General features: G+C 57.7%; 22 protein-coding genes and 1 tRNA gene. 18 read left to right on the forward strand and 5 right to left on the reverse strand.

All coding sequences use genetic code 11. The features are described from left to right. From ACYVIS_RS14395 to ACYVIS_RS14415, 5 genes are all read left to right on the forward strand, one after another. On the forward strand, positions 1–1,701 hold the full coding sequence (locus ACYVIS_RS14395) for a type IV pilus assembly protein FimV (protein WP_460874249.1): 1,701 nt from the start codon (positions 1–3) through the stop codon (positions 1,699–1,701). A 1-nt stretch (position 1,702) separates the two neighbouring features. Beyond that, positions 1,703–2,509 (forward strand): tRNA pseudouridine(38-40) synthase TruA, encoded by an 807-nt coding sequence (gene truA, locus ACYVIS_RS14400; protein ID WP_232742954.1) that lies wholly within the window; start codon positions 1,703–1,705, stop codon positions 2,507–2,509. Between the two features lie 261 nt (positions 2,510–2,770). After that, the gene (locus ACYVIS_RS14405) at positions 2,771–3,400 is read left to right on the forward strand and encodes a TRAP transporter small permease subunit (protein ID WP_460874250.1); all 630 of its coding nucleotides are present in this window, start codon (positions 2,771–2,773) and stop codon (positions 3,398–3,400) included. A gap of 2 nt (positions 3,401–3,402) precedes the next feature. After that, positions 3,403–5,094, forward strand: a complete 1,692-nt coding sequence (locus tag ACYVIS_RS14410; RefSeq protein ID WP_460874251.1) for a TRAP transporter large permease — start codon at positions 3,403–3,405, stop codon at positions 5,092–5,094. Between the two features lie 80 nt (positions 5,095–5,174). Next, positions 5,175–5,858, forward strand: a complete 684-nt coding sequence (locus ACYVIS_RS14415; protein WP_460874252.1) for a phosphoribosylanthranilate isomerase — start codon at positions 5,175–5,177, stop codon at positions 5,856–5,858. A gap of 79 nt (positions 5,859–5,937) precedes the next feature. On the opposite strand, the gene ACYVIS_RS14420 is transcribed toward ACYVIS_RS14415, so the two are convergent. Beyond that, positions 5,938–6,014 (reverse strand) — tRNA-Val (locus ACYVIS_RS14420). A 412-nt stretch (positions 6,015–6,426) separates the two neighbouring features. On the opposite strand from ACYVIS_RS14420, the gene thrS reads away from it, so the two are divergent. From thrS to ptsP, 6 genes are read left to right on the forward strand one after another with little or no spacing between them, the layout of a single operon-like run. Further along, the gene (gene thrS / locus ACYVIS_RS14425; RefSeq protein ID WP_232742957.1) at positions 6,427–8,364 is read left to right on the forward strand and encodes a threonine--tRNA ligase; all 1,938 of its coding nucleotides are present in this window, start codon (positions 6,427–6,429) and stop codon (positions 8,362–8,364) included. Positions 8,365–8,382: 18 nt separating this feature from the next. Then, a complete protein-coding gene (gene infC, locus ACYVIS_RS14430) occupies positions 8,383–8,946 on the forward strand; it encodes a translation initiation factor IF-3 (RefSeq protein WP_232744525.1) in 564 nt (187 codons plus the stop codon). Positions 8,947–9,006: 60 nt separating this feature from the next. Continuing rightward, complete coding sequence (gene gshB, locus ACYVIS_RS14435) at positions 9,007–9,966, forward strand: glutathione synthase (RefSeq protein ID WP_460874253.1); 960 nt, start codon at positions 9,007–9,009, stop codon at positions 9,964–9,966. Further along, positions 9,967–10,368, forward strand: coding sequence for a PTS sugar transporter subunit IIA (locus ACYVIS_RS14440; RefSeq protein ID WP_460874254.1), 402 nt, complete (start codon positions 9,967–9,969; stop codon positions 10,366–10,368). A 43-nt stretch (positions 10,369–10,411) separates the two neighbouring features. Next, positions 10,412–10,681, forward strand: a complete 270-nt coding sequence (locus ACYVIS_RS14445; RefSeq protein ID WP_232742960.1) for an HPr family phosphocarrier protein — start codon at positions 10,412–10,414, stop codon at positions 10,679–10,681. 27 nt (positions 10,682–10,708) lie between these two features. Next, positions 10,709–12,466 (forward strand): phosphoenolpyruvate--protein phosphotransferase, encoded by a 1,758-nt coding sequence (ptsP, locus tag ACYVIS_RS14450; protein WP_460874255.1) that lies wholly within the window; start codon positions 10,709–10,711, stop codon positions 12,464–12,466. An 8-nt stretch (positions 12,467–12,474) separates the two neighbouring features. On the opposite strand, the gene ACYVIS_RS14455 is transcribed toward ptsP, so the two are convergent. After that, positions 12,475–13,701, reverse strand: a complete 1,227-nt coding sequence (locus tag ACYVIS_RS14455; RefSeq protein WP_232742961.1) for an ammonium transporter — start codon at positions 13,699–13,701, stop codon at positions 12,475–12,477. Positions 13,702–13,758: 57 nt separating this feature from the next. Beyond that, positions 13,759–14,097, reverse strand: a complete 339-nt coding sequence (locus tag ACYVIS_RS14460; RefSeq protein WP_232742962.1) for a P-II family nitrogen regulator — start codon at positions 14,095–14,097, stop codon at positions 13,759–13,761. A 557-nt stretch (positions 14,098–14,654) separates the two neighbouring features. On the opposite strand from ACYVIS_RS14460, the gene ACYVIS_RS14465 reads away from it, so the two are divergent. After that, the gene (locus tag ACYVIS_RS14465) at positions 14,655–15,050 is read left to right on the forward strand and encodes a hypothetical protein (RefSeq protein ID WP_460874256.1); all 396 of its coding nucleotides are present in this window, start codon (positions 14,655–14,657) and stop codon (positions 15,048–15,050) included. 98 nt (positions 15,051–15,148) lie between these two features. Then, complete coding sequence (locus ACYVIS_RS14470) at positions 15,149–15,397, forward strand: accessory factor UbiK family protein (protein ID WP_232742964.1); 249 nt, start codon at positions 15,149–15,151, stop codon at positions 15,395–15,397. Here ACYVIS_RS14470 and kynA read toward each other — a convergent pair. After that, positions 15,392–16,189, reverse strand: coding sequence for a tryptophan 2,3-dioxygenase (gene kynA, locus ACYVIS_RS14475; RefSeq protein ID WP_232744527.1), 798 nt, complete (start codon positions 16,187–16,189; stop codon positions 15,392–15,394). The two genes, ACYVIS_RS14470 and kynA, sit on opposite strands and share 6 nt — an antisense overlap. 193 nt (positions 16,190–16,382) lie before the next feature. On the opposite strand from kynA, the gene ACYVIS_RS14480 reads away from it, so the two are divergent. The 5 genes from ACYVIS_RS14480 (at position 16,383) to ACYVIS_RS14500 (ending at position 21,471) form a co-directional block, all read left to right on the forward strand. Then, positions 16,383–16,853, forward strand: coding sequence for an Lrp/AsnC family transcriptional regulator (locus tag ACYVIS_RS14480; RefSeq protein WP_232742965.1), 471 nt, complete (start codon positions 16,383–16,385; stop codon positions 16,851–16,853). A 101-nt stretch (positions 16,854–16,954) separates the two neighbouring features. Further along, entirely contained in the window at positions 16,955–17,905 is a 951-nt protein-coding gene (locus tag ACYVIS_RS14485) for a 2-hydroxyacid dehydrogenase (RefSeq protein WP_232742966.1), read from the forward strand. Between the two features lie 6 nt (positions 17,906–17,911). Then, positions 17,912–18,829 carry a LysR family transcriptional regulator gene (locus ACYVIS_RS14490; RefSeq protein ID WP_460874257.1) on the forward strand — a complete coding sequence of 306 codons (918 nt, stop codon included), beginning with the start codon at positions 17,912–17,914 and terminating at the stop codon, positions 18,827–18,829. A 128-nt stretch (positions 18,830–18,957) separates the two neighbouring features. Beyond that, complete coding sequence (locus ACYVIS_RS14495) at positions 18,958–20,409, forward strand: sulfatase-like hydrolase/transferase (protein WP_460874258.1); 1,452 nt, start codon at positions 18,958–18,960, stop codon at positions 20,407–20,409. 84 nt (positions 20,410–20,493) lie between these two features. Beyond that, on the forward strand, positions 20,494–21,471 hold the full coding sequence (locus ACYVIS_RS14500) for a Bug family tripartite tricarboxylate transporter substrate binding protein (RefSeq protein ID WP_460874259.1): 978 nt from the start codon (positions 20,494–20,496) through the stop codon (positions 21,469–21,471). Between the two features lie 776 nt (positions 21,472–22,247). Here ACYVIS_RS14500 and ACYVIS_RS14505 read toward each other — a convergent pair. Next, a complete protein-coding gene (locus ACYVIS_RS14505; protein ID WP_232742970.1) occupies positions 22,248–23,216 on the reverse strand; it encodes a Bug family tripartite tricarboxylate transporter substrate binding protein in 969 nt (322 codons plus the stop codon). Positions 23,217–23,227: the final 11 nt, after the last annotated feature.

Consider the following 23,227-nt stretch of genomic DNA (forward strand, 5'->3'; position numbering starts at 1 on the left):
ATGACTATGTCCCGCAGTGTGGCCATATCGGCATTGTTGTCGCGCACCAAACCGCTGGTCACGGCCCTGTCGGTCGCCATGCTGATGTGTTCAAGCGTGTATGCGGCAACGCTTGGCCATTCCCGCATCGTGTCCGGGCCTGGCCAGCCATTGCGCATCGACGTGCCTGTCAACCAGCTTGGAACCGACGACTATCAGTCTTTGCGGGTCAATCCCGCTCCGGCCGCGGCCTGGGCGCAGGCCGGCCTGACGCCCCCGGTCGACTTGTCCAGCCTGCGGGTTCGCCTGGTCAATGGGCCGAGCCCGCAGTCCAGAATCGCACAGATCAGCTCAAGCCAGCCTTTCGACCAGGCTGTCGCCGATTTATTGCTGGAGGTGCACACGTCCAGCGGCCAGCAGCAGTATCAGGTCAGCATATTGGCGCCGGTGCGTCGTGACATGAACACCGCGCAGGGACGGTCGGCGGGTGCGGGCGTGCATCAGGGAGCCCGGCGCATTTCGCGGCAGTCGATCCATGTACGGCGCGGCGATACGCTGTTTGCCATTGCCCGGCATCATGCGGTGCCCGGCGTAACCGTTTATCAGATGATGGTGGCCTTGCAACGGGCCAATCCCCAGGCGTTCATCCATGGCAATATGAATCTCGTCAAGGCGGGCGCCACGCTTGGCGTTCCCGACGCCCGGGCGCTTACGGCGGTCAGCGATCGCGAAGCCCGCCGCATCTTCCAGGAGCAGGCGCTGGATTTTGCCAGCTACCGGCAGGGCCTGGCGGCCGGCAAGGCGCCGGCTGTCCAGCCTCGCGCGGCAAACAAGGGCACCGTATCGCAAGCTTCCGAGACTGTGCCGCCAGCCAATAAAGCAGCACCGCGCGACCAGCTCAAGCTGTCCAGCGGCGGTTCGTCGGCCGCCGACGCGAAAGCGGATAATCGACTGGCCGCAAGCAAGGGTATTGCCGAGTCGCAAAGTCGTGTGTCGCAACTTGAAGAAAACGTCAAGCACCTCAACCAGGCGTTGCAGGGGCAGGGCGAGGCGGCTAAAGATGCTGTGGTGGATGGTGCCAAAGGCTTGGGGCAAACAATTGCCGGTGCGGCCGGAGCGATAGCGGGTGCGGGCGATTCGGCAGGCCGGGGAGCCGACGGCTCGTCGAATGGCGCGCAAGCGCCAGCCGGGCAAGAGGGCTCTGCGAAGTCCGCGGCCGATTCCGCCCAATCGCCTGGTTCGCCGTCTGCCGCGGTTCAGGCGGAAGCATCGGGCGCGGCATCGCATTCTTCCCCGGCCGCCCCCGGCGGTCAATCTCCATCTTCTTCGGACAAGGCTTCGGATACACACGCTGGGCAGGCGGCCGCCGCCGGTGCCGATGCCGGCAATCGTGGCCTGTCAGGCAATTCGACGAATAAACCGGGGCTTGCCGGCGAGGCCGGCAATACCGCCGATCACGCCGCAAACCCGGCAAAACAAGCTTCAAATAAGGCAGAACAATCCGTGTCGTGGTTCCAGGAACATTTATTGGGCGTGATTACCGCCTTGCTGGCATTTGTCGTGCTGATCATCGCCTGGCTGCTGCGCCGGGCCAACGTGGCGCGCGACGACGATAGCGACGATCACCCGTCGGCGATCACCGAAGCCATGGTCAAGGAAAAACTCGACAAGATCAATCTCGATCTTAGCCAGCCTCCCAGCGACGAGCCTAACAAGAGCTGACATGTCGCGCACGGCCTTAGGCGTGGCTTACGACGGCGCCCGCTGGCAAGGCTGGCAAACGCAGCCTCACGGGTGCACTGTCCAGGACACGCTCGAGCTTGCCTTGTCCCGCTTTCTTGCGCAGCCGACGAAAACAGTTTGCGCCGGGCGTACCGATACGGGTGTGCATGGCCTGGGCCAGGTGGTGCATCTGGATGCGGTCGCGCAGCGCCGCCATGAATCGTGGGTGCGCGGGCTCAATGCCCTGCTGCCTGCGAGCATTTCGGTTCAGTGGGCCTGCACAGTGCCTGACAGTTTTCACGCCCGTTTCTCGGCCGTGTCCCGCACTTACGTCTATGTGGTTCGCAATGCCCGTGTTCGCTCGCCGATTGCTCACGCCCGGGTCGGCTGGGTGCATCAAGCGCTGGATCTGCAGCGCATGCAACAGGCGGCCCAGCATGTGCTTGGCCAGCACGACTTCAGCTGCTTCCGATCATCGCAGTGCCAGGCGGCCAGTCCAGTGCGGACATTGCATGAATTGAATATCGAGCGGCGCGGCGAAATCTTTGTTTTTACTCTCCGGGCCAACGCATTTCTGCATCACATGGTGCGCAACTTGATTGGTGCACTGTTATATATAGGGCAAGGCAGGCAGCCTCCCGAATGGATGGCGGCTTTGCTGGCTCAGCGGGATCGCCGTCTTGCGGCGCCCACTTTTTCTCCCGATGGGCTGTATCTGGCTCAGGTCGAATACCCGGCCGAGTTCGACCTGCCGTCTTCGACGCTTCAAACTCTGTTTGCATCGCACCTGGGATCTTGCGGTTTTTAAGGTGATACCGGGGTATATACTAGCGGCCGTCCGCAGGCGGATCGTATAGAATTCACCGCCGGCTTGTGCGTTCAACTGATTTTTTGTCATATCAGGCTGCCGCTCGCAGGTCGTGCAGAAAAGGCAATCCCTTCGTATCGTTTTGCTCACCAGGCTCCCACGGGGCGCACCGGGCTCGATATGTCATAAGCCTCTTTTTTGAGTCGGCTGATCAAAAATCGGCTGGCGCGAGGGCGATTGACGCCATACAGAGTGTGATCCATGAAATTTTTCTTAGCAATATCAAGAACGATAGACTACATAAATACCAAAGTAGGGCAGGCCGTCACGTGGCTGACCCTGATCGTGGTTGTGGTTAGCGCCTCCAATGCCGTTGTGCGCAAACTGTTCAATATCAGTTCGAATGCGTGGCTGGAACTCCAGTGGTATCTGTTTGGAGCCATATTCCTGCTGGCGGCGGGTTATACCTTCTTGCGCAACGAGCATGTACGTGTCGACGTGCTGGCGCAGCGCTTCTCCAAGCGCACCCAGATCAAGATCGAGATTTTCGGCGTCCTGTTTTTCCTGCTGCCCGCCGCGGTGATTATCTTCTGGCTGTCTATTCCTTTTTTCTACGAAGCGTTTGCGTTGAACGAGCAGTCGTCCAACTCCGGCGGGCTGGTACGCTGGCCGGCCAAACTTCTGATCCCTGTGGGGTTTGGCCTGTTGATCCTGGCGGGCCTGTCGCACCTGATCAAGTGTGTGGGGTATCTGCGTGGCGCCTGTCCCGATCCGACCGCACGTGAAAAGGCGCAAAGCGCCGAAGAAGAATTGGCCCAGGAAATCCTGCGCCAGGCCGAACTCGATCGGGCGCGGGCGCCTGTCAACCACATCGCAAGCAAGGGCCATTGATCATGGAGTTTTTTGTCGATAACCTGGCTCCGATCATGTTCATCAACCTGATCGTGTTTTTGCTCTTGGGGTTCCCGGTGGCTTTTTCGCTGGCGGCCAACGGCATTCTGTACGGCCTGGTGGCGGTTGATCTGGGAATGATTCAGCCCGCATTGTTTCAAGCTCTCCCGCAACGTGTGTTTGGCATCGTGTCCAACGATACCCTGTTGGCGGTGCCTTTCTTTACGCTGATGGGCTTGGTGCTCGAGCGGTCCGGCATGGCCGAAGACTTGCTCGAAACCATAGGGCAGTTGTTTGGCCCCGTGCGCGGCGGGTTGGCGATTGCCGTGGTGCTGGTGGGAGCCATGCTGGCCGCTACCACAGGGGTGGTCTCGGCATCGGTCATTTCCATGGGCCTGATTTCCCTGCCCATCATGCTGCGCTACGGCTACGACCGGAGGTTGGCCAGCGGGGTTATCGCGGCGTCTGGAACCTTGTCGCAGATCATCCCGCCGTCCCTGGTGCTGATTGTCCTGGCAGACCAGCTGGGCCGGTCGGTTGGCGATATGTATCGGGGTGCCCTGATCCCCGGCTTTGTGCTGGCGGGCACCTATATTGTCTATGTAATGATCCTGTCGCTGATCAAGCCCGATTCAGCCCCGGCCTTGCCCGAAGAGGCCCGAATTTATGGCCAGGCCAATGGCCGGCGCGGTTTGCGTTCGCTGGCCGTATTGACCTTGATTGCCTGCTTTGTGGCGTATTTTGGGTCTGAACAGTATTTCAGGAACCATGTCGATATTCCCATCGACGAACGGGTAGTGGTCATGCTGATGGTTTGGGGCCTGACGGCCCTGATCATCGCTTTGGTCAACAAGGTGTTTCGTATCGGCGTACTGTCGCAAATCGCCGAGCGCGTTGTTTTTGTCATGATACCGCCGCTATTCCTGATCTTCCTGGTTCTGGGCACTATCTTTATAGGCATGGCCACGCCCACCGAAGGGGGGGCCATGGGCGCTGTCGGAGCCATTCTGATGGCCGTCTCGCGCGGCCGTTTTTCGCTTTCCCTGCTCAAGCAGGCCATGGATACCACCACCAAGCTGACCTGCTTCGTGGTGTTCATCCTGGTGGGCTCGACGGTGTTCAGCCTGAGCTTCCGGGGCGTCAATGGCGACTTATGGGTCGAGCACCTGCTCATCGGCTTGCCTGGCGGACAATGGGGCTTCCTGATCGTGGTAAGCGTGCTGACCTTCTTTTTGGCATTCTTCCTGGATTTCTTCGAGCTGGCGTTCATTATCGTGCCCTTGCTGGGGCCGGTGGCCGAGAAAATGGGGATCGACCTGATCTGGTTCGGTGTATTGCTGGCCGTCAATATGCAGACCTCGTTCATGCATCCGCCTTTTGGCTTTGCCCTGTTCTATCTGCGTTCCGTGGCACCCAAGGAAGACTATCACGACCGGGTTACCGGCAAGCTGATCCCCCGGGTTACCACCGGCCAGATCTATTGGGGGTCCATCCCTTTCATTTGTATTCAGATCGCCATGGTGGCGGCTGTCCTGGTTTTCCCCCGGATGGTCACGCATTACAAAGACGGCGCGGTCACCGTCGATGCCTCCAAGGTGCAGTTCGGCAACACCAGCGCTTATGGTTCGGATTCGTACGGCTATGGCGATGCGGGGAGCAGTGCGGTGACCGATCCGGGGGCCGCTTTCAAATAAGCCAGGAATCGGCAATTTGGTGTTTAATACATTTGTGCCTGCGCATTGCCCAGCCTATTTAGTCAAGAGCGTATACAACGATGGTTCCCCTGCGTACCCGGGTCAAAATTTGCGGTCTGACCCGCCCTGAAGATGTCGACGCCGCCGTACAGGCCGGCGCGGATGCCATTGGCCTGGTGTTTTATCCCAAAAGCTCGCGCCTGGTCTCGCTAAAGCAGGCACGGCGCCTGCGCGAGGCGGCCCCGGCTTTTGTCGATGTGGTGGCCTTGTTCGTCAATGCCATGCCCGATGAAGTTCAGGCGGTCATCGATCATGTGCAGCCCGATTTTCTGCAGTTTCATGGCGATGAGCCCCCGGAATACTGCGCCGGCTTCAATCACCGCTATATACGAGCTTTCCGTCTGGGAGCTCCCGACCTGAATTGCTCCGATGCTGTGTTGCGTGCGTGTCAGACTTATGCGCAGGCGGCCGCGTGGTTGTTCGACAGCTACAGCCCCGGCTACGGGGGCAGCGGCCGAGTGCTGGATACGGACCTGTTGCACGCCGTTCGGCAATCGCCCAATAGCCGCCCGGTAGTTCTGGCCGGCGGCCTGGTTGCCGAATCGGTGGCGGCGTCGATCCGGTCAGTGCATCCCTATGCCGTCGATGTCAGCAGCGGCGTGGAGGTCTCTCCCGGCATCAAGTCCGCCGAGAAAATCCAGGCCTTCATGCGCGGAGTGCGCGAGGGGGATGCAGTGCGCGCCCAGGCGCTGGACCTGGCATAAAAAAACCCGCAGAGCCGGGCTCGATGCGGGTTGTGTGGCTTTTATGGTGGCTTGTGCAAGCGCACTGAAAGCAAGGTAATGGTAGGCAGTACTGGGTTCGAACCAGCGACCTCTACGATGTCAACGTAGCGCTCTAACCAACTGAGCTAACCGCCTAGAAAGAACGTGATTCTAGCGTATTTAATCTGGCCTTGTCAAAGACGCGGCCTTGCAAAGGCAGGTGCTATTTCCGGGCACAGGAAGTACAGCCTTCGTTCCGCTTGAACGGGTGTTCATACGGCGGCTTCAGGGTCAATCAGGCTTGAATCTCGGCTTTTTCACAACAAACTTGCAAGAAAAATGCCGTCCAGGCTTGCTTTGCCGGTCTTTGGGCTCAGCGGGAAGCTGACAGGTGTTACACTTGAAGCAACTTAATAAGCAATTTTTGATTTGTATGAGCCTGAACGCGACGCGAACTACCATCCGGACCAGATAACAGTTGCCGCGTATTGTTCATCAGCTAACCAGCAAATTCAAAAAACCAAAATTACGCGGCTAGTGCCGCGTTTTTTGTTTTTCAGGATATTTTATGGTTCACATTACCTTGCCAGACGGCTCGCAGCGCGAGTTTGCCGGCCCAGTGTCGGTCGGCGATGTCGCCAACTCTATCGGGACCGGCCTGGGGCGCGCCGCGCTGGGCGGGCGCGTGACGGTAGCAGGGGCGGAGCCCAAGCTGGTCGATACCAGTTTTCTTATTGAACACGATGCGCATCTGGCCATCATTACCGCCAAAGATGCCGATGGTCTCGATCTGATTCGCCATTCGACCGCGCATTTGCTGGCCTATGCCGTCAAGTCGCTGTTCCCCGAGGCGCAGGTCACCATCGGTCCGGTCATTGAAAATGGCTTTTATTACGATTTTTCGTATAAGCGTCCGTTTACACCGGAAGACCTCGAGGCCATTGAAAAGAAAATGGCCGAACTCGCGAAAAAAGACGAACCCGTAACGCGTGAGGAGTGGCTGCGCGATGATGCCGTCGCCTTCTTCAAAGGCATAGGCGAAAATTACAAGGCCGAAATCATCGCCTCGATACCGTCGAACGAGCCCATCAGCCTGTACCGTGAGGGCGATTTCATCGATCTGTGCCGCGGCCCGCACGTGCCTTCCACCGGCAAGCTGAAGGTTTTCAAGCTCATGAAAGTGGCTGGCGCCTATTGGCGCGGCGACAGCAAGAACGAGATGCTGCAGCGCATTTACGGGACGGCCTGGGCAAGCAAAGAAGAGCAGGCCGCTTATTTGATGATGCTCGAAGAGGCCGAAAAGCGCGACCACCGCAAATTGGGCCGCGAACTCGATCTCTTCCATTTTCAGGACGAAGCGCCCGGCCTGATTTTCTGGCATCCCAAGGGTTGGTCCTTGTGGCAGCAAGTCGAGCAGTACATGCGCAAGGTGTACGAGGACAACGGCTATCAGGAGGTCAAGGCGCCGCAGATACTCGATTTATCCCTCTGGAAAAAAACCGGACACTGGGATAATTACGCCGAAAACATGTTCACCACCGAGTCCGAGAACCGGACGTACGGCCTGAAACCCATGAATTGCCCGGGCCATGTGCAAATTTTCAATGCCGGCCTGCATTCCTATCGTGAATTGCCGATACGCTACGGGGAGTTTGGGCAGTGCCATCGCAACGAGCCCTCGGGGTCGCTGCACGGCATGATGCGAGTGCGCGGCTTTACCCAGGACGATGGTCATATTTTTTGCACCGAGGACCAGTTGCAGGACGAGTGTGCGGCATTTACAGCTTTGCTGCAGAAGGTCTACGCCGATTTCGGCTTTACCGAAATTTTGTACAAGGTGGCGACCCGCCCTGACAAGCGCATAGGCTCGGACGAAGTCTGGGACAAGGCCGAGCATGCCTTGATGGAAAGCCTGAAACGGACGAACTGCGAATTCGATGTGTCGCCGGGGGAAGGGGCGTTTTACGGCCCCAAGGTCGAATACACGCTTAAAGACGCCATAGGCCGTCAATGGCAATGCGGCACGATCCAGGTCGACTTTTCCATGCCGCAGCGCCTGGGCGCCGAATATGTCGACGCGAGCGACCTGCGCCGTCCGCCCGTCATGCTGCATCGTGCCATCCTGGGTTCGCTGGAGCGCTTCATCGGCATGCTGATCGAACATCACACCGGGGCCATGCCGCCTTGGCTGGCCCCGGAACAGCTTGTGGTATGTTGTATTTCGGAACCGTCAGCCAAATATGCGGCTGAAATCGCCCTAAGCCTGAAAAAACAAGGCTTTAGAGCAAATTCCGATTTGCGTGGGGAAAAAATCACCCGTAAAATCAGAGAGCATAGCCTGCAGAAGGTGCCGTACATTCTGGTGGTGGGCGATAAAGAGCGCGAAACCGCCACCGTGGCAGTCCGTGGCCGTGGCGGCGTCGATCTCGGAGTCATGTCCCTGAACGACTTTACCGACCGGCTGCAGCAAGATATCAACCAACGGCGTAATGCCGGGCAAGCCTGATTGGCTTGATTTTTATTAATTCTAGGAGTCTTAGACATCGCTACCGAAAAAGCTCAACGCATCAATGGTGAAATTCGCGTACCAGAAGTGCGACTTATTGGAGTAGACGGCGAGCAGCTGGGCATTGTCAAAACCTTTGATGCTATCCGTTTGTCAGAAGAAAGCGAAGTCGACCTTGTCGAAATCGCGCCAAATGCAGAACCCCCTGTCTGTCGACTGATGGATTACGGCAAGTTCAAGTACCAAGAGCAAAAGCGCCAGCAAGAGGCGCGTGCCAAACAAAAAGTCATACAGGTCAAAGAAATAAAGTTCCGTCCGGGTACCGACGAAGGCGATTACCAGGTCAAGCTGCGCAACCTGCGCCGCTTTATCGACGAAGGCGACAAGGCCAAGGTCACTTTGCGTTTCCGTGGCCGGGAAATGGCTCACCAGGAATTGGGCATGCGCGTGCTTGAGCGCGTGCGCGACGATCTGGCCGAGATCTGCCTGGTCGAAGCCATGCCCAAGCTTGAAGGGCGTCAAATGGTGATGGTCCTGGCCCCGCGTAAAAAAGCGGCGGGCAAGCAGGACGCCGCAACGTAATAAAACCCCAGGCTTCAACTTCGGCCTGCTGCTGACCAGCGGGCGCTCGCAGGTGTCTTTATGCATGTGTTGTTTGTGATTGATCCTTTACTTTCGTTAAAGGCCTACAAAGACTCTTCCGTTGCCATGATGCGGGCGCTGCAGGCTCGGGGCCATGCCTTGAGCGTGGCCTTGCTGGGCGATATGTACATCGACGAGGGCACGGTCAAGGCGGCTACCGTCGCCATCGATCTGCCGGCGGGGGCCGATTTGCATGGCCATGCCTGGTGGAACGAGCGAGGCTCCAGAACCGAGAGCCCTCTGGCCGGCTTCGACGCTATTGTGATGCGCAAAGATCCTCCCTTCGATATGGAGTATGTATACGCCACGCATTTGCTCGAATATGCCGAGGCACAAGGGGCCCGGGTCTTCAATTCCGGCGCGGCCATACGCAATCATCCTGAAAAACTCGCGATTACCGAATTCTCGTCCTTTACGTCGCCCACCCTGGTGTCGCGCGATATGGCGCGCCTAAGGGCCTTTCATGCCGCCCACCAGGATGTCATTGTCAAACCTCTGGACGGCATGGGCGGGACGGGTATTTTTCGCTTGCAGAAAGTGGAACCCAATTTGGGGTCGATACTTGAAACGCTCACCGATAATGGCGCACGCACTATTATGGCGCAACGTTATATTCCGGAAATCGTCAATGGCGACAAGCGTATTTTACTGATAGGCGGCAAGCCGGTTCCGTATGCGCTGGCCCGTATTCCTCTGGCAGGTGAAACCCGTGGCAACCTGGCTGCGGGCGGGCGCGGCGTTGCCAGGCCCTTGTCGGCCCGCGATCGCGAGATTGCCGAAACAATCGGGCCGAAACTGCTTGCGCGCGGCTTGCTGCTGGTCGGGCTCGATGTCATCGGCGATTACCTGACTGAAGTCAACGTCACCAGCCCCACCTGTTTTGTGGAAATCACCGAGCAGACCGATTTTAATGTGGCAGACTTCTTTGCCACGGCGCTGGAACAAGCTACAGGACTCTAAATGGCCCGCATCGTGCTGGTGATGCATGCACCGCTCGCAACCGCTTTTTCAGAATGTGCACAGCACGTCCTGGGAAGTGAATCGGATCTTCAGGTCTTCGATGTTCACCCCGACGATTCTCCTGACGAGCTGGTTCCGCGTCTGGTCGAGCTGCTGGCGGCCGGCCGGCAAGAAGGAGTGTTGATACTTTGCGATATATTTGGGGCTACGCCGTTTAATATTGCCAGCCGCGCACTTAAACTTGCCGTTCAGCAGGGTATTTCGGGGCATCTGATTACAGGCACCAATTTATGCATGGTTTTGAAGGCGCTGACCGACCAGGAAAAAAATCCGGATGAACTCAGCGAGGCTGTGCGCAAGGGGGCTCTGAAAGGGATCGTGAATGCCGATCAGGTTCCCTGATCCACCGTGTGTTAGTCTCGCGTTTTGAATAGTTAATAATCCTATGCCAACTATCGATATCGTTATACGCAATAAATTGGGCTTGCATGCGCGGGCCGCTGCCAAATTGACGCAATTGGCGGGCAAATTCAGTTCCGATATTTTTATCGCGCGCGGGGCTCAGCGCGTCAATGCCAAGAGTATCATGGGAGTCATGATGCTGGCTGCCGGTCTTGGCGTGACGGTCAAGGTCGATGCGGCAGGCCCGGACGCCGACCAGGCATTGGGTGATATTCAACTTTTATTCGACAATAAATTCGGCGAACAAGAATAGGCTTGTTGTAGCCAAGTGGGGCCTCCGATGATTGCACCGACCCATATCCCTTCCTGTTCTTATGGCTCCATGTTGTGCATGCAGGGGCAGGGAGTCGTCAAGGGGTTCGCCATCGGCAGGGCCGTGGTCATGGGGGCCGCCGCGCTCGAAGTGGCGCATTATCGCATTCAGCCAGACGATATCGAAGCCGAATGCGACCGTCTGAAACAAGCCCTGGCGTTTGCCTGCGATGAATTGCAGAGCATGGCCAATAGCCTGCCCGCCGATGCGCCGCGCGAGTTGGCCGCCTTGCTGACCGTGCACAGCATGCTGCTCGACGACCCCATGTTGTCGCAGCAAACCTGCGAACTTATTATCGAGCGGCATTACAACGCCGAATGGGCTCTGACGACCCAGGGCCAGATACTTGGCGAGCAGTTCGCCGCCATGGAAGATGAATATTTGCGGGAACGCGGCACCGATGTGCGCCAGGTCATCGAGCGTGTGCTGCGTGTGTTGTCGGGTTCCACTGTATTGCTGCCTCACCTGGATACCCATAATGCCGACGAATCACTGATCGTGGTCGCCCGGGATATTTCTCCCGCCGATATGCTGCGCTTGCGTGGAGCACGTTTCGGCGCATTTTTAACCGATCTGGGCGGCCCGACCTCGCACACGGCGATCGTGGCACGCAGCATGAACGTGCCTGCGGTAGTCGGCCTGGGTCATGTGCGCACACTGGTGCGCGACGGCGATATCCTCATCGCCGATGGCTCGACCGGCGCGGTGCTGGTCAATCCCTCGGAGTCCGTGCTGAACGAATACCGCCAGCGGCAAACGGCGTATGCCGACGAACGGGCAACATTGAGCCTGCTGCGCGATGCGCCCGCTATCACGCTGGACGGAATCGCCATTCGGCTCGAAGCCAATATCGAATTGCCCGAAGAGGCCGCTGCGGCCCTGGCGGCCGGCGCCGATGGTATCGGCCTGTTCCGCAGCGAGTTTCTTTTCATGGGCCGGCCTGATTTGCCGGGGGAGGAAGAGCAATATCAGGCCTATGCTTCGGTCGTGCAGACGATGGGAGGGCGGCCCGTCACGATACGCACACTTGACCTGGGTTCCGACAAAACCCTCGATGGCGAAGTGACGGTTGCCACCAACCCCGCACTGGGCCTGCGTGCCATTCGTTATTGCCTGGCCAATCCGGAATTGTTTGCAACCCAGTTGCGGGCGTTGCTGCGCGCCTCGTCGCATGGCCCGATTCGTATCCTGATCCCCATGATTTCGCACATGCATGAAGTCCATGCGACGCGCCAGGCGATTGCCGCGGCAAGTGCCGAGCTGGAAGCCAGAGGCCAGGAGTTTTCCCGCAACATAGCCTTGGGCGCCATGGTGGAAATTCCCGCCATCGCGATTGCCATCGATCCGTTCGTGGAAAATCTGGATTTCCTGTCGATAGGCACCAACGACCTGATCCAATATACCCTGGCCATCGATCGGGGCGACAACGATGTGGCCGCCTTGTACGATCCCATGCATCCAGCCGTATTGCGTCTGATTGCCCACACCATCAATGCCGGCGAACGTGCGGGCAAACCGGTCTCGGTGTGCGGCGAGATGGCGGGCGATGCGCGGGTTACGCGCATGTTGCTGGGGTTGGGCCTGAAAGAATTCTCCATGCATCCTCAGCAACTGCTCGATGTAAAAAAAGAGGTCCGCCTGGCGCATACCAATGCCTTGCGGGTCAAAGTGGCGTCGGCGCTGAATCGTGCGGAACGCATCGATTTGGCCGATCTCGCCACTTGAGCCGAATCTTAGCGATGGTACGCCGATTCACCGTGCGACTGGATATCCAGCCCTTCGCGTTCGATATCGCTGCCAACCCTCAGCCCGCATAGTTTGTCCGCAATAAAGTAGGCGAGCAGGGCGCAGAGTCCAGACCAAACGAGGGTGGTTACGATACCTTCGAATTGCAGCCATACTTGCTGGGGTATGTCCGACAGGGTCTTCAAGCCAGGCCCGCCCAGGGGCTGGGCGTTGAATACACCGGTCAGGAGGGCTCCTACCATCCCGCCCACGCCATGAATGCCGAATACGTCCAGGGTGTCGTCGGCGCCCAGCATGCGCTTCAGGCCATTGACGCCCCAGACGCAAATGGCGCCGCTGAGCAGGCCGATAATCAATGCTCCGGTGAGCCCGACCAGGCCTGCGGCGGGGGTAATGCCGACCAACCCCGCGACCATGCCCGAGATCCCTCCCAGAAGCGAAGGCTTGCCCTTGTACATCCATTCCACTGCCGTCCAGGCAATGACTCCGCCCGCTGTTGCCAATAAGGTATTGAAGAAGGCGAGAGCGGCGGTTTCGTTGGCGCCCAACGCAGAGCCGGCATTGAAACCGAACCAGCCAACCCATAGAAGGCAAGCCCCTATCATGGCCATGGGCAGGCTATGGGGTTGCATCGATTCGCGCTTGTAGCCGATGCGAGGTCCGATGTAGTAGGCGCCAACCAGGCCGGCAATACCGGCATTGATATGAACCACGGTGCCGCCGGCAAAATCCAGGGCGCCTTGTTTGAACAGCCAGCCATCGGGAGCCCAGACCATGTGGGCGATAGGCAGATAGGCAAGCGTCATCCATATAACGGTAAATACGATTACCGCCGAATACTTGATGCGCTCGGCAAAACCGCCCACGATCAAGGCGCAGGTGATAGCGGCAAAAGTTGCCTGAAAAGAGGCAAAAGTCACTTCCGGAATGGTTCCGGCAAGCGAAAATTTCTGGGTTGCCAAATTGACCATGCCGCTAAAGAACAGGCGGGAGAATCCGCCGATAACCGGACTGCCTTCAGTAAACGCCAGGGTATATCCGTAGGCGAACCAGATGACGACCGCAATGCAGCAGGTCGAGAGCACCTGAATCAGGATCGACAGTACATTCTTGCTGCGGACCAGGCCGCCGTAAAACAATGCAAGCCCGGGCACGATCATCAGTAAAACCAATATCGTTGAAAGGCTTACCCATACTAAATCTGCTTTATCCATGATGACTCCTGTGTGATGCGTATTCGCTGTGTGGCAGGTTGGAGCGCTGCGTTTCGGCTATAGGGCCAGATCGCCCGACTCACCGGTACGGATTCGTATGGCCTGTTCTATCGGGGTGATGAAAATTTTTCCGTCACCGATTTTCCCGGTATGAGCGGCGGCGCACAGATTTTCTATGGCCCGCTCCACCATATCGTCGGGTATTGCCATTTCCAGACGCAGCTTGGGCAGGAAGTCAACGGTATATTCGGCGCCCCGGTAGAGCTCGGTGTGGCCTTTCTGGCGTCCAAATCCCTTGACCTCGGTGACGGTCATGCCTTGAATGCCGAGTTCGGAAAGGGCTTCCCGTACCTCGTCCAATTTGAAAGGCTTGATGATGGCGGTAATCAGTTTCATGATCGGCTTCCTAAAAGATGGCTGTCAGATTGACTGAAGCAAATTCCATGCCAAGCTTGATGCGCCAGCGGCGGGCTGTCGCAAAGGTTGGCCGGTACGCCCGGCCTCTTGATTTCCAGGACGGTACCGGCGCCATCGATACGATTGCTTTTTGTTCGAGGCGGGGCTGTCTGATCTGCTTCGGCACGGTTTCGGAGCAAAGCAGGTGTTTATGCACCAAATTGGGGCGTTCCGGCTCAAGAGCCGTGCCAATTTAGCGTCGGTCTACCTTAGAGAGTTGTTACAAAACCTTGATGTCAGGCTGGTTTTGTTTCCTTGTGTACACATGCAGGAAGCCTTGGTCGGGGCGAGAGTGGGGCTGTGCAAGGCTCGTGGCGGAAAAAGCTGCCAGAAATTTCTTTTTATTGAAATCAGGATTTACACTAAGCCCGTTTGTCTCCAGCATTCTATGGCTAGAATTGTAACCAAGCCAGTTGTAACAAGCTCGCTGCTGAACCGTTAGTCGCATCGGGGTCAGTATTGTGTTTTCGCGACTTTGGACAAGTGAGGGATCTATCATGCAAAAAACTCGTACACATCTTGCTGTTATCGCTATCGCCGCTTCGCTGGGCTTGCTTGCCGCATGCTCGAAAAGCGAAGATGCCAAGCCGGCAGATACGACTTCGGGGACTGTAGCGCCTGCACCTGCGCCGTCGTCTTCCGCGCCGTCATCCTCGCCATCGTCTTCGGCACCGGCCCCATCGAGCAGTTCGGCCGGCGATGCCGCGAAAGAGGCCGCCGGCAAGGTTGCCGACAAAGCTGGTGAGCTCAAGGACAGCGCTGTCGAAAAGGCTGGCCAGATGGGTGATGCCATCAAGAAGGGCGCGGCAGAGGCCGACAAGGCCATCCAGGATAAAGTCGGCAATGGTACGGCCACCCCCAATCCCGCCTCTCCTCCGCCTCCCTCCAAATAAGGAGCCTGGGTACAGGCATGAAAAACGGGCCGCAGCTCATCACTGCGGCCCGTTTTTCATTACACTAGCGGAATGCCGATTACTATCCGGAGCTTGCCATGACCAACCGTCCAGACTGGTTCGAAGATTTTCAAAAAAACATGTCCGACCTGATCGCCAAAAGTCCGGCCGCCGATATCGAGCGCAACGTCAAGGCCATGATGGCGCAAACTTTTTCCAGGCTCGACCTGATTACCCGTGAAGAGTTCGATGTGCAGACCGATTTGCTCGAGCGGGCCCTGAGCCGCGTTGATGCACTCGAAGCCCGGGTCAAGGCGCTGGAGTCCGGCACCAAGCCGGGTTCATAGCACGGTACGCAGGCGCCATAGCTCCGGAAACAATACAACGTCGAGCATTTTGCGCAAATAGCCTACGCCCTCAGTGCCGCCGGTGCCGCGTTTGAAGCCTATGATGCGCTCTACCGTGGTCACGTGACGAAAACGCCATTGGCGAAACGAGTCTTCAATATCGACGAGCTTTTCGCCCAGTTCGTACAGCTCCCAGTAGCGCGAAGGGTCGCGGTACACCTGCAGCCACGCGTTTTCCACCGATTCGTCGTAGACAGTGGGTTCGGTGGGGCTGCGGCCCAGGCGGTCGGGGTGGATGCTCAGACCCTGATGTGCCAGAAGGCGTATGGCCTCGTCATACAGCGAGGGGGTTTCCAGGGCTTTTTGCACATGAGCGAGGCGCTCGGGATGATGGGCATGGGGGCTCAGCATGGCCGCGTTCTTGTTGCCCAGGATGAATTCGATCTCTCGATACTGGAATGATTGAAAGCCCGAAGACATGCCAAGATAAGGCCGCATCGCCGTGTATTCGGGCGGGGTCATGGTGGCCAGCACCGTCCAGGCCTGCACCAGCTGGTCCATGATGCGCGACACGCGCGTAAGCATTTTGAATGAAGGGCCAAGCAGATTCTGGCTTAGCTTGTTTCGCGCGGCCCGCAATTCATGCAGCATGAGCTTCATCCACAACTCTGTCGTCTGATGCTGGATGATGAACAGCATTTCATTATGTTCGGGCGAGAGCGGATGCTGCGCATCAAGCAGTTGATCGAGCGCCAGGTAGTCGCTGTAGCTCATGTTCTTGGAAAAATCCATAGTGGCATCATGCCATTTGGAGGCGGGGTCTTTGGAATCGGGGCACACGGTGAATCTCCTTGGCCAAATCGGCTGTTTCGATGCTCATGGTATAGAAAATGTCGCGAAATGAGCATGCAAAATTAATGCAAGGCCTGGCCTGCTTTCCAATAAAATGCGAACTTGACTGATGAGCGCACAATAAAATATCAACATGGAACTTGACGCAATTAATTTACGCATTCTGGTATGCCTGCAGGAGGATGGCCGGATCAGCAATCAGGACTTGGCCGATAAAGTGGCGCTGTCGCCATCCGCCTGCTTGCGCCGCCTGCGGGCGCTGGAAGAAAGCGGCGTGATACAGGGCTACCACGTGGCGCTCGATAACGAGCGGCTCGGCGTCGAGATCGAGGCGTTCGTGCAGGTGTCCATGCGCGAAGACGAAGAGGGCTGGCACGACCGGTTCATCGACGAGGTGAGGCAATGGCCCGAGGTAAGCGCCATTTATATCGTAACGGGCGAAAGCAATTACCTTTTGCGCGTGCAGGCCCGCAGCTTGAAGCAATATACCGACTTCATTGTCAATAAACTGCATCGTACCCATGGCGTCATGGATATCCGCTCGAACATGGTCTTGCAGAAAGTCAAGGAAACTCCCGGCGGCCTGGCCCTGATTCGTTCCTAAAAAGAGCTACTCTACGGTAATCAAAAGTCAGAATATCACTCCCAAAAACCATGCCTGGTGAAAGGTAGGCAATCCCGCCCAGGCGACCAGATGAGGAAACAATGTCCAAAGTACGGATTTTGCAAGTCGGCAGCATCAATCAGTATGTCGACGATCAGTTGAATCAAAATTATGAAGTCCTGCGCTTGTGGGAGCAGGCCGACAAGCCGGCCTATATCAAGAGCCGCGGGGCAGATATCCGTGGTGTTGTGACGACGGCCAGATTCGGCTTCGACGCGGCCTGGCTCGATGCCATGCCGAAGCTGGAAGCGGTCAGCAGCTTCGGGGTAGGGTACGACACCATCGATGTCAATGCGCTGCATCAAAAGAATATCCAGTTCGGCAATACTCCCGACGTCCTGAACGATTGCGTGGCCGACATGGCCATGACTCTGCTGCTGGGCAGCGCCAGGAAGCTGGTCGCCGCGGATCGTTTTGTCCGCGAAGGGTCCTGGGCGAGCGGCAAAGCGTTTCCTTTGGCCGCCAGCGTGGCGGGCAAGAAGCTGGGTATTGTCGGCTTGGGAAAAATTGGCGTGGCGGTAGCCACGCGCGCCGCGGGCTTCGGCATGGATATTCGCTACCATAATCCCAGGAAGAAGGACGCGAGCCCCTATGCCTACGAGGCATCTCTGCCGGCGCTGGCCCAATGGAGCGATTTCCTGGTATTGACATGCCCGGGCGGAGCGGCCACCCATCATCTGATCTCCCGCGAAATTCTCGAGGCTCTGGGGAAAAAGGGCACTTTGATCAATGTGGCGCGGGGTTCGGTGGTTGACGAGCGGGCGTTGGTCGACGCCTTGTCCAATGGCATGCTGGGGGCCGCGGCGCTGGATGTGTTCGAAGACGAACCTCGGGCGCCCGCCGAACTGTTTTCCCTCGACAACGTCGTCCTGGCTCCGCATATTGCCAGTGGGACAGCCGAAACGCGCCTGAAAATGGCGCAGCTGACCCTGGATAATCTGGATAATTATTTCAAGCATGGAAGCGTTCTGACCCCGGTGCTGAAAAAATAGGGAGAAATGGTGGACGCGACGCCGCGGCAATTGAAGTATTTCGTGGAGGTAGTCGAGTCGGGAAGCCTGTCTGGCGCCTCACACAGCCTTTGCATTGCGCAGCCCGCACTGAGCCAGCATATCGCGGCGATGGAAGAGGTTTTGGGGGTCAAGCTATTCGAGCGGCATGCCCGAGGCATGAAGCCCACCGCGGAAGGTGTCAGGCTCTACGAACGTGCCCGATCGATTCTGCGCCAGATCAGCCTTCTTAAGGACGATATACGCGATAGCGGCGACTTGCCACGGGGAGAGGTACGCCTGGGGATAGCGGGTGCGCTGGCCGGTGTCATGGTGGCGCCGGTATTGCGCGGCATCGAGTTGGAGTATCCTGCTATACGCTTGAGCCTGACAGATGGCCTGTCTACCGAGATGGCGGCCCTCATCGAGTCGCGCATGGTCGATCTGGCCTTGTTTCCCAGCGCCTCCGAAATAGAAGGAATGGAATCGCTGCCGGTGCTGACTGAACATTTGTACCTGTTTGGCTCTGTCGATTTATTAGGTGGCGACACAGGGCCGATTCCTTTCGCGGAGATCGGCGCTCAGCCTCTTGCCGCCCCGGACCGTACGCACGACCTGCGCAAAATGATAGAGCGTGAAGCTGCCGCGCAAAATCTTCGTCTTGATGTCCGCTATGAATTGAATAGCCCGGCCATGATTCTGTCGGTAGTCAGGGAAGGCCTGGCCTGCGCCGTTTTGCCACGCAGCACGTATCCGGATTTCCCTCAGGCGAGGCCGATACGCGCCCGATTGATTACTCATCCGGGCCTGACTCGCGTGCAGTCCATAGTCTGGCCCAGTGACCGATCCCTGAGCTCCGCCGCCCTGGCCGTGAAAAAAATATTGATCAAGGCCGCCAGAACTGTGGAAGAAAAAGGCCAGTCATGAAATCCAGTTTATTGCTTGATCTATAAGATTTTTCTTATATTTTCTAGAACAATATTATATTTATTGAATATTCCAGCGCTTTAGATAATGGAGCTTGGTCAAACCCCAGCCAGGCTTAGGGAAAGCGCATGCGTCCTCAGAATATTGTCGTCATCATGTCCGATGAGCATGATCCCCGGATGATGGGGTGTGCGCGCCATCCTTTTATACATACGCCCAATCTGGATGCGCTTGCCGCGCGAGGTGTGCGTTTCCCCAATGCCTATACCCCAAGCCCGATTTGCGTGCCCGCGCGCGCCGCCTTCGCTACGGGAAAGCGGGTACACCAAATCAGACACTGGGACAACGCGATGCCTTATACCGGAGAGCATCGCGGATGGGGCCATGTTCTTCAAGAACGTGGAATCCGGGTTGAGAGCATCGGCAAGCTGCATTACCGCGCGACAGAAGATCCCGCCGGCTTCGATGTCGAGCATCTCCCCATGCATGTGGTGGGAGGGCATGGCATGGTGTGGGCTTCGATCCGGGACCCTTATCGGCCGCGTCAGGATGGCAGCCGTATGCTGGGGAAGACCATAGGCCCGGGAACATCTTCCTATACGGCCTACGATCAGTCGGTGACTGAGCTTGCCGCGGAATGGCTGCGTACCGCAGCTCGGGACGATTGCGGCCCCTTTGTGCTGTATGTGGGCCTGGTGGCTCCGCATTTCCCTTTGGTGGCGCCCGAAGAGTTTTACCGGCTTTACCCGCTCGACCGTATTCCGGAACCGAAACTGCATCCCCGTACCGGATATCGGCGCCATCCGTGGGTTCAGGAGTATGTCGATTTCATGGATTCGGAAAGTCAATTCAAGAATGCCGAAGAACGTCTCATGGCTTTTGCCGCTTATTACGGCCTGTGCAGCTGGCTGGATTACAACGTAGGGCGGATTACGGCCGCATTGCATGGCTCGAGCCTGCAGGAGAACACGTGCGTCATCTATACCTCGGACCATGGCGATAATCTGGGCGCACGGGGGGTTTGGGGCAAGTCCACCTTGTATCAGGAGAGCGTTTCCGTGCCCATGATTGTTGCCGGCCCGGGGCTCGCTCCATCGGTTTGCGAAACGCCGGTCGATCTTCTCGACCTGTATCCGACGATTCTTCAGGCAGTGGGGCTGGATCCCGCCGCCGAAATGGCCGGCCGGCCCGGCCGTTCTTTGTTTGAGCTGGCGCGTTCGGCGCCTGAGCCCGAGCGGCCGATTTTCAGCGAGTACCATGCGGCAGGCAGCAACAGCGCCGGGTTCATGCTGCGCAAGGGGCGCTGGAAGTATCACTATTATGTCCGCCACGCTCCAGAACTGTTCGATCTGGAAAATGACCCCGAAGAGCTCAACGACCTGGGCCACGATCCCGCGTATGCGGCCGTGCGCCAAGCCATGCACGGTGAGCTGCTGAACATATGTGATCCGGGCGCGATCGATGCGCTGGCCAGGCGGGATCAAGAGAATATGATCGCAGGCCTGGGGGGGATTGAACGGGCGGCCGCGATGGGTGCGTCGGGTGCGACACCGGCGCCGGTGTTGGGCGATGCGGCATGATTTGCAAGGGGTAGGGCCCGCCCGGTCTGTGCCTGATCGACGTATCGACAGTGGCACGTTCGATAATTCAAAAGAGAGACAAACATGAGACGCAAGCTATATTTAGGAATGTTGCTGGCATTGTTCAGCACCTGCGCGCAGCCCGTATACGCAGGTGTCTATCCGGCCAAACCGATACGGATGATTGTTCCGTATTCTGCCGGCGGCGGCATCGATACCGCGGCGCGTTTGTTTGCCAACGGAATGTCGAAAGTTCTGGGACAGGCAATCATCGTTGAGAACAAGCCTGGGGCAGGGGGGATGATAGGCGCGGAAACGGTTGCCAGGTCCGATCCCGACGGTTATACACTTTTGTTTGCCGGCAACTCGGAATTGACCATTGGCCCGCAGCTGTACCCAAAGGCCACCTACGACCCCATCAAGAGCTTTACGCCCATCATGCTGGTGGCAGAGTCGCCTACGGTTATAGTTGGCAATCCTTCACTCAAGGCAGCTACATTGCGGGATGCCCTGGAGCTCGGGCGACGCGACCCGGCTCTTTTATCGGTGGGAACGGCGGGCATCGGTACGCCGCATCATTGCGCACTCGAGGCGCTCAAGCATCTTAGCGGGGTCAGCATGATGCACGTGCCCTACAAGGGGGCCGCGCCGGCAACGATCGATGTATTGAGCGGCCAGGTCAATATGGCGATTGTCGGGGCTCCGCCCGTATTGCCATATATTCGATCGGGTAAGTTGAAAGCCTTTGCCGTGCTGCAGCCCAGGCGTTCGGCGCTTTTGCCCGATGTGCCGACCGCAAAGGAAGCCACTGGGCTTGACGGTCTGGATATTTTCGCGACCTGGTACGGTTTGCTGTCGCCGTCTCGTACGCCTTCCGCTGTGACGGATGCTTTGCAGCAGGCGGCCAAGACGGTTTTAGGCCAAGCCGAGGTGCGTGAAAAAATGGCCAAACTGGGCACCGAGGTGCAGGCCATACCCGGTGCGCAGTTTGCCGCCCGGATCAGGACTGAAGCGGCTAGTTATAAAGAACTGATTCAGCGCTATGGGATCAAGCCGAATTAGCGTATTTTCGGTTGAGGTATTTGCGGTGCTGGACGTGTTTCAGTGACTTTTGTTTTGAACTGCTTTTAGGCTTGAGCTGTGAATTTGAGCTGCTTGTACTGGCTTGAATGATGGCTTTGGACTGTATTGTTGTGTGGGCGGAAGTAGTTCTATTAAGACGCCGCAGGGTGGGCGGTGCTGTGTAGTCCGGCACGTCCAGCGGTCGGCTAGCTGCGCTAGCCGACTACCCGGGTCTGCCTCGTCCAGGCGGGCGTCGGGCGAACTCGCCCGGCCTCGCGAGGCCGGGCTCAGACAGCGCCCGCCGAAAGCCCCCGCCTTCCCTTCGTCAGCACCCGGCGCTGGACTACCGCCGGACTACACAGCACCGCCCACCCTGCGGCTTGCGTTGAGGTAATGCAGCGAGAGAAGCGTTGGGGTCATGCACCGAGGTATACGTTGGGGCTGTGGGCATTTAGTCAATCGAGTCATCAATCTCGGTAGATGTGGCCAGGTGATAAAGGTACGGGAGCACGCACGTTACCGGTTTTATTGATGCAGGCCCATTAACGGTAGGGGCAAGCACGTTAATTCCGGGCATCCCGTGATGCAATTCCAGGCATGCCCTGACCCCAAGCCCCGATAGACGGCGGCTTTAAATACCAAACCGTAAATACCAAAGCTACCAAAACATCGAATCCCGCAAACACTCGAACCAAAAATGCATCAGGCTTCGAGTCCTGTTCCGGTTGCTTCCCGCCGAGCCTGCGCAGGATGCGGTTTGGCATCCCGCTCCCCAATCAATTGACGTGAATTCCCAATTTCTTGATAGCCACGGACCATTCGCTGAGCTGGCTATCGATAAAAGCCTTCAGTTCCTGGGGAGTGCTGCTTTGCGGCGTAGCGCCTTCGGACTTGAAGCTGGTTTGCAGCTTTTTTGATCCCATGACCTTGACCACCGCCGCGTTGAGCTGCTTGATAATCGAGTCTGGAGTGCCCGCGGGGGCCAGCAATGCATTCCAGGTGTTGATATCGTAGCCTGGGAAATTCTTGTTTTCCGCGAGTGTAGGGACATCGGGCAATTCAGAAGAGCGCGTTTTAGTGGTTACGGCAAGGGCAGTCAGCTTGCCGCCCTTGACTTGCGGCAGGGCGGCCGGCAGTGTGGCGAAACTGTATTGCACATCGCCGCTCATCACGGCCGTATTGGCCAGTGCGCCGCCCCGATAGGGAACGTGCACCACATCGAGATGGGCTTGATTGGCGAACATCGCGCCGGCGACATGGACCGGCGAGCCATTCCCGCTCGATGAGTAATTGAATGTGCCCGGCTTCGCTCTGGCCGCGGCGACCAGATCGTCGACGGATTTGTATTTTAATTTCGGATTGCTGACCAGCACCAGAGGGATGGACGCCAGCATGGAGATCGGAGCGAATCCCTTGACGGGATCGTAGCCCAGTTTTTTGTACAAAGCCGGGTTGATGCCGTGGCTGGAAACGGTAGCGATGAATACGGTGTAGCCGTCGGGCTTTGAGTTTTCAACATAAGCCGCCGCGATGCTGCCGGCGGCTCCCGGCTTGTTTTCAACCACCACCGAGGTCTTCAATTCGTTGGATAATTGCTCGCCCAGCGCTCTGGCCAGAATGTCGGTGGTGCCGCCGGCCGCGTATCCGACGATGATCCGTATGGGTTGGTCCGGATAGGCGGCCCAGGCGCCTGAAGCGCTGAACGCCAATGCTGCTGCGGACAATATATATTTGCCTACCTTCATTTATTTCTCCT

Source organism: Paralcaligenes ginsengisoli (genome assembly GCF_054781135.1).

Excerpts from the sequence above, each read along its gene's own strand:
- ACYVIS_RS14395 (WP_460874249.1), top strand. The coding sequence starts at position 1 with ATGACTATGTCCCGCAGTGTGGCCATATCGGCATTGTTGTCGCGCACC.
- truA (WP_232742954.1), top strand. The coding sequence starts at position 1,703 with ATGTCGCGCACGGCCTTAGGCGTGGCTTACGACGGCGCCCGCTGGCAA.
- ACYVIS_RS14405 (WP_460874250.1), top strand. The coding sequence starts at position 2,771 with ATGAAATTTTTCTTAGCAATATCAAGAACGATAGACTACATAAATACC.
- ACYVIS_RS14410 (WP_460874251.1), top strand. The coding sequence starts at position 3,403 with ATGGAGTTTTTTGTCGATAACCTGGCTCCGATCATGTTCATCAACCTG.
- ACYVIS_RS14415 (WP_460874252.1), top strand. The coding sequence starts at position 5,175 with ATGGTTCCCCTGCGTACCCGGGTCAAAATTTGCGGTCTGACCCGCCCT.
- thrS (WP_232742957.1), top strand. The coding sequence starts at position 6,427 with ATGGTTCACATTACCTTGCCAGACGGCTCGCAGCGCGAGTTTGCCGGC.
- gshB (WP_460874253.1), top strand. The coding sequence starts at position 9,007 with ATGCATGTGTTGTTTGTGATTGATCCTTTACTTTCGTTAAAGGCCTAC.
- ACYVIS_RS14440 (WP_460874254.1), top strand. The coding sequence starts at position 9,967 with ATGGCCCGCATCGTGCTGGTGATGCATGCACCGCTCGCAACCGCTTTT.
- ACYVIS_RS14445 (WP_232742960.1), top strand. The coding sequence starts at position 10,412 with ATGCCAACTATCGATATCGTTATACGCAATAAATTGGGCTTGCATGCG.
- ptsP (WP_460874255.1), top strand. The coding sequence starts at position 10,709 with ATGATTGCACCGACCCATATCCCTTCCTGTTCTTATGGCTCCATGTTG.
- ACYVIS_RS14455 (WP_232742961.1), bottom strand. The coding sequence starts at position 13,701 with ATGGATAAAGCAGATTTAGTATGGGTAAGCCTTTCAACGATATTGGTT.
- ACYVIS_RS14460 (WP_232742962.1), bottom strand. The coding sequence starts at position 14,097 with ATGAAACTGATTACCGCCATCATCAAGCCTTTCAAATTGGACGAGGTA.
- ACYVIS_RS14465 (WP_460874256.1), top strand. The coding sequence starts at position 14,655 with ATGCAAAAAACTCGTACACATCTTGCTGTTATCGCTATCGCCGCTTCG.
- ACYVIS_RS14470 (WP_232742964.1), top strand. The coding sequence starts at position 15,149 with ATGACCAACCGTCCAGACTGGTTCGAAGATTTTCAAAAAAACATGTCC.
- kynA (WP_232744527.1), bottom strand. The coding sequence starts at position 16,189 with ATGGATTTTTCCAAGAACATGAGCTACAGCGACTACCTGGCGCTCGAT.
- ACYVIS_RS14480 (WP_232742965.1), top strand. The coding sequence starts at position 16,383 with ATGGAACTTGACGCAATTAATTTACGCATTCTGGTATGCCTGCAGGAG.
- ACYVIS_RS14485 (WP_232742966.1), top strand. The coding sequence starts at position 16,955 with ATGTCCAAAGTACGGATTTTGCAAGTCGGCAGCATCAATCAGTATGTC.
- ACYVIS_RS14490 (WP_460874257.1), top strand. The coding sequence starts at position 17,912 with ATGGTGGACGCGACGCCGCGGCAATTGAAGTATTTCGTGGAGGTAGTC.
- ACYVIS_RS14495 (WP_460874258.1), top strand. The coding sequence starts at position 18,958 with ATGCGTCCTCAGAATATTGTCGTCATCATGTCCGATGAGCATGATCCC.
- ACYVIS_RS14500 (WP_460874259.1), top strand. The coding sequence starts at position 20,494 with ATGAGACGCAAGCTATATTTAGGAATGTTGCTGGCATTGTTCAGCACC.
- ACYVIS_RS14505 (WP_232742970.1), bottom strand. The coding sequence starts at position 23,216 with ATGAAGGTAGGCAAATATATATTGTCCGCAGCAGCATTGGCGTTCAGC.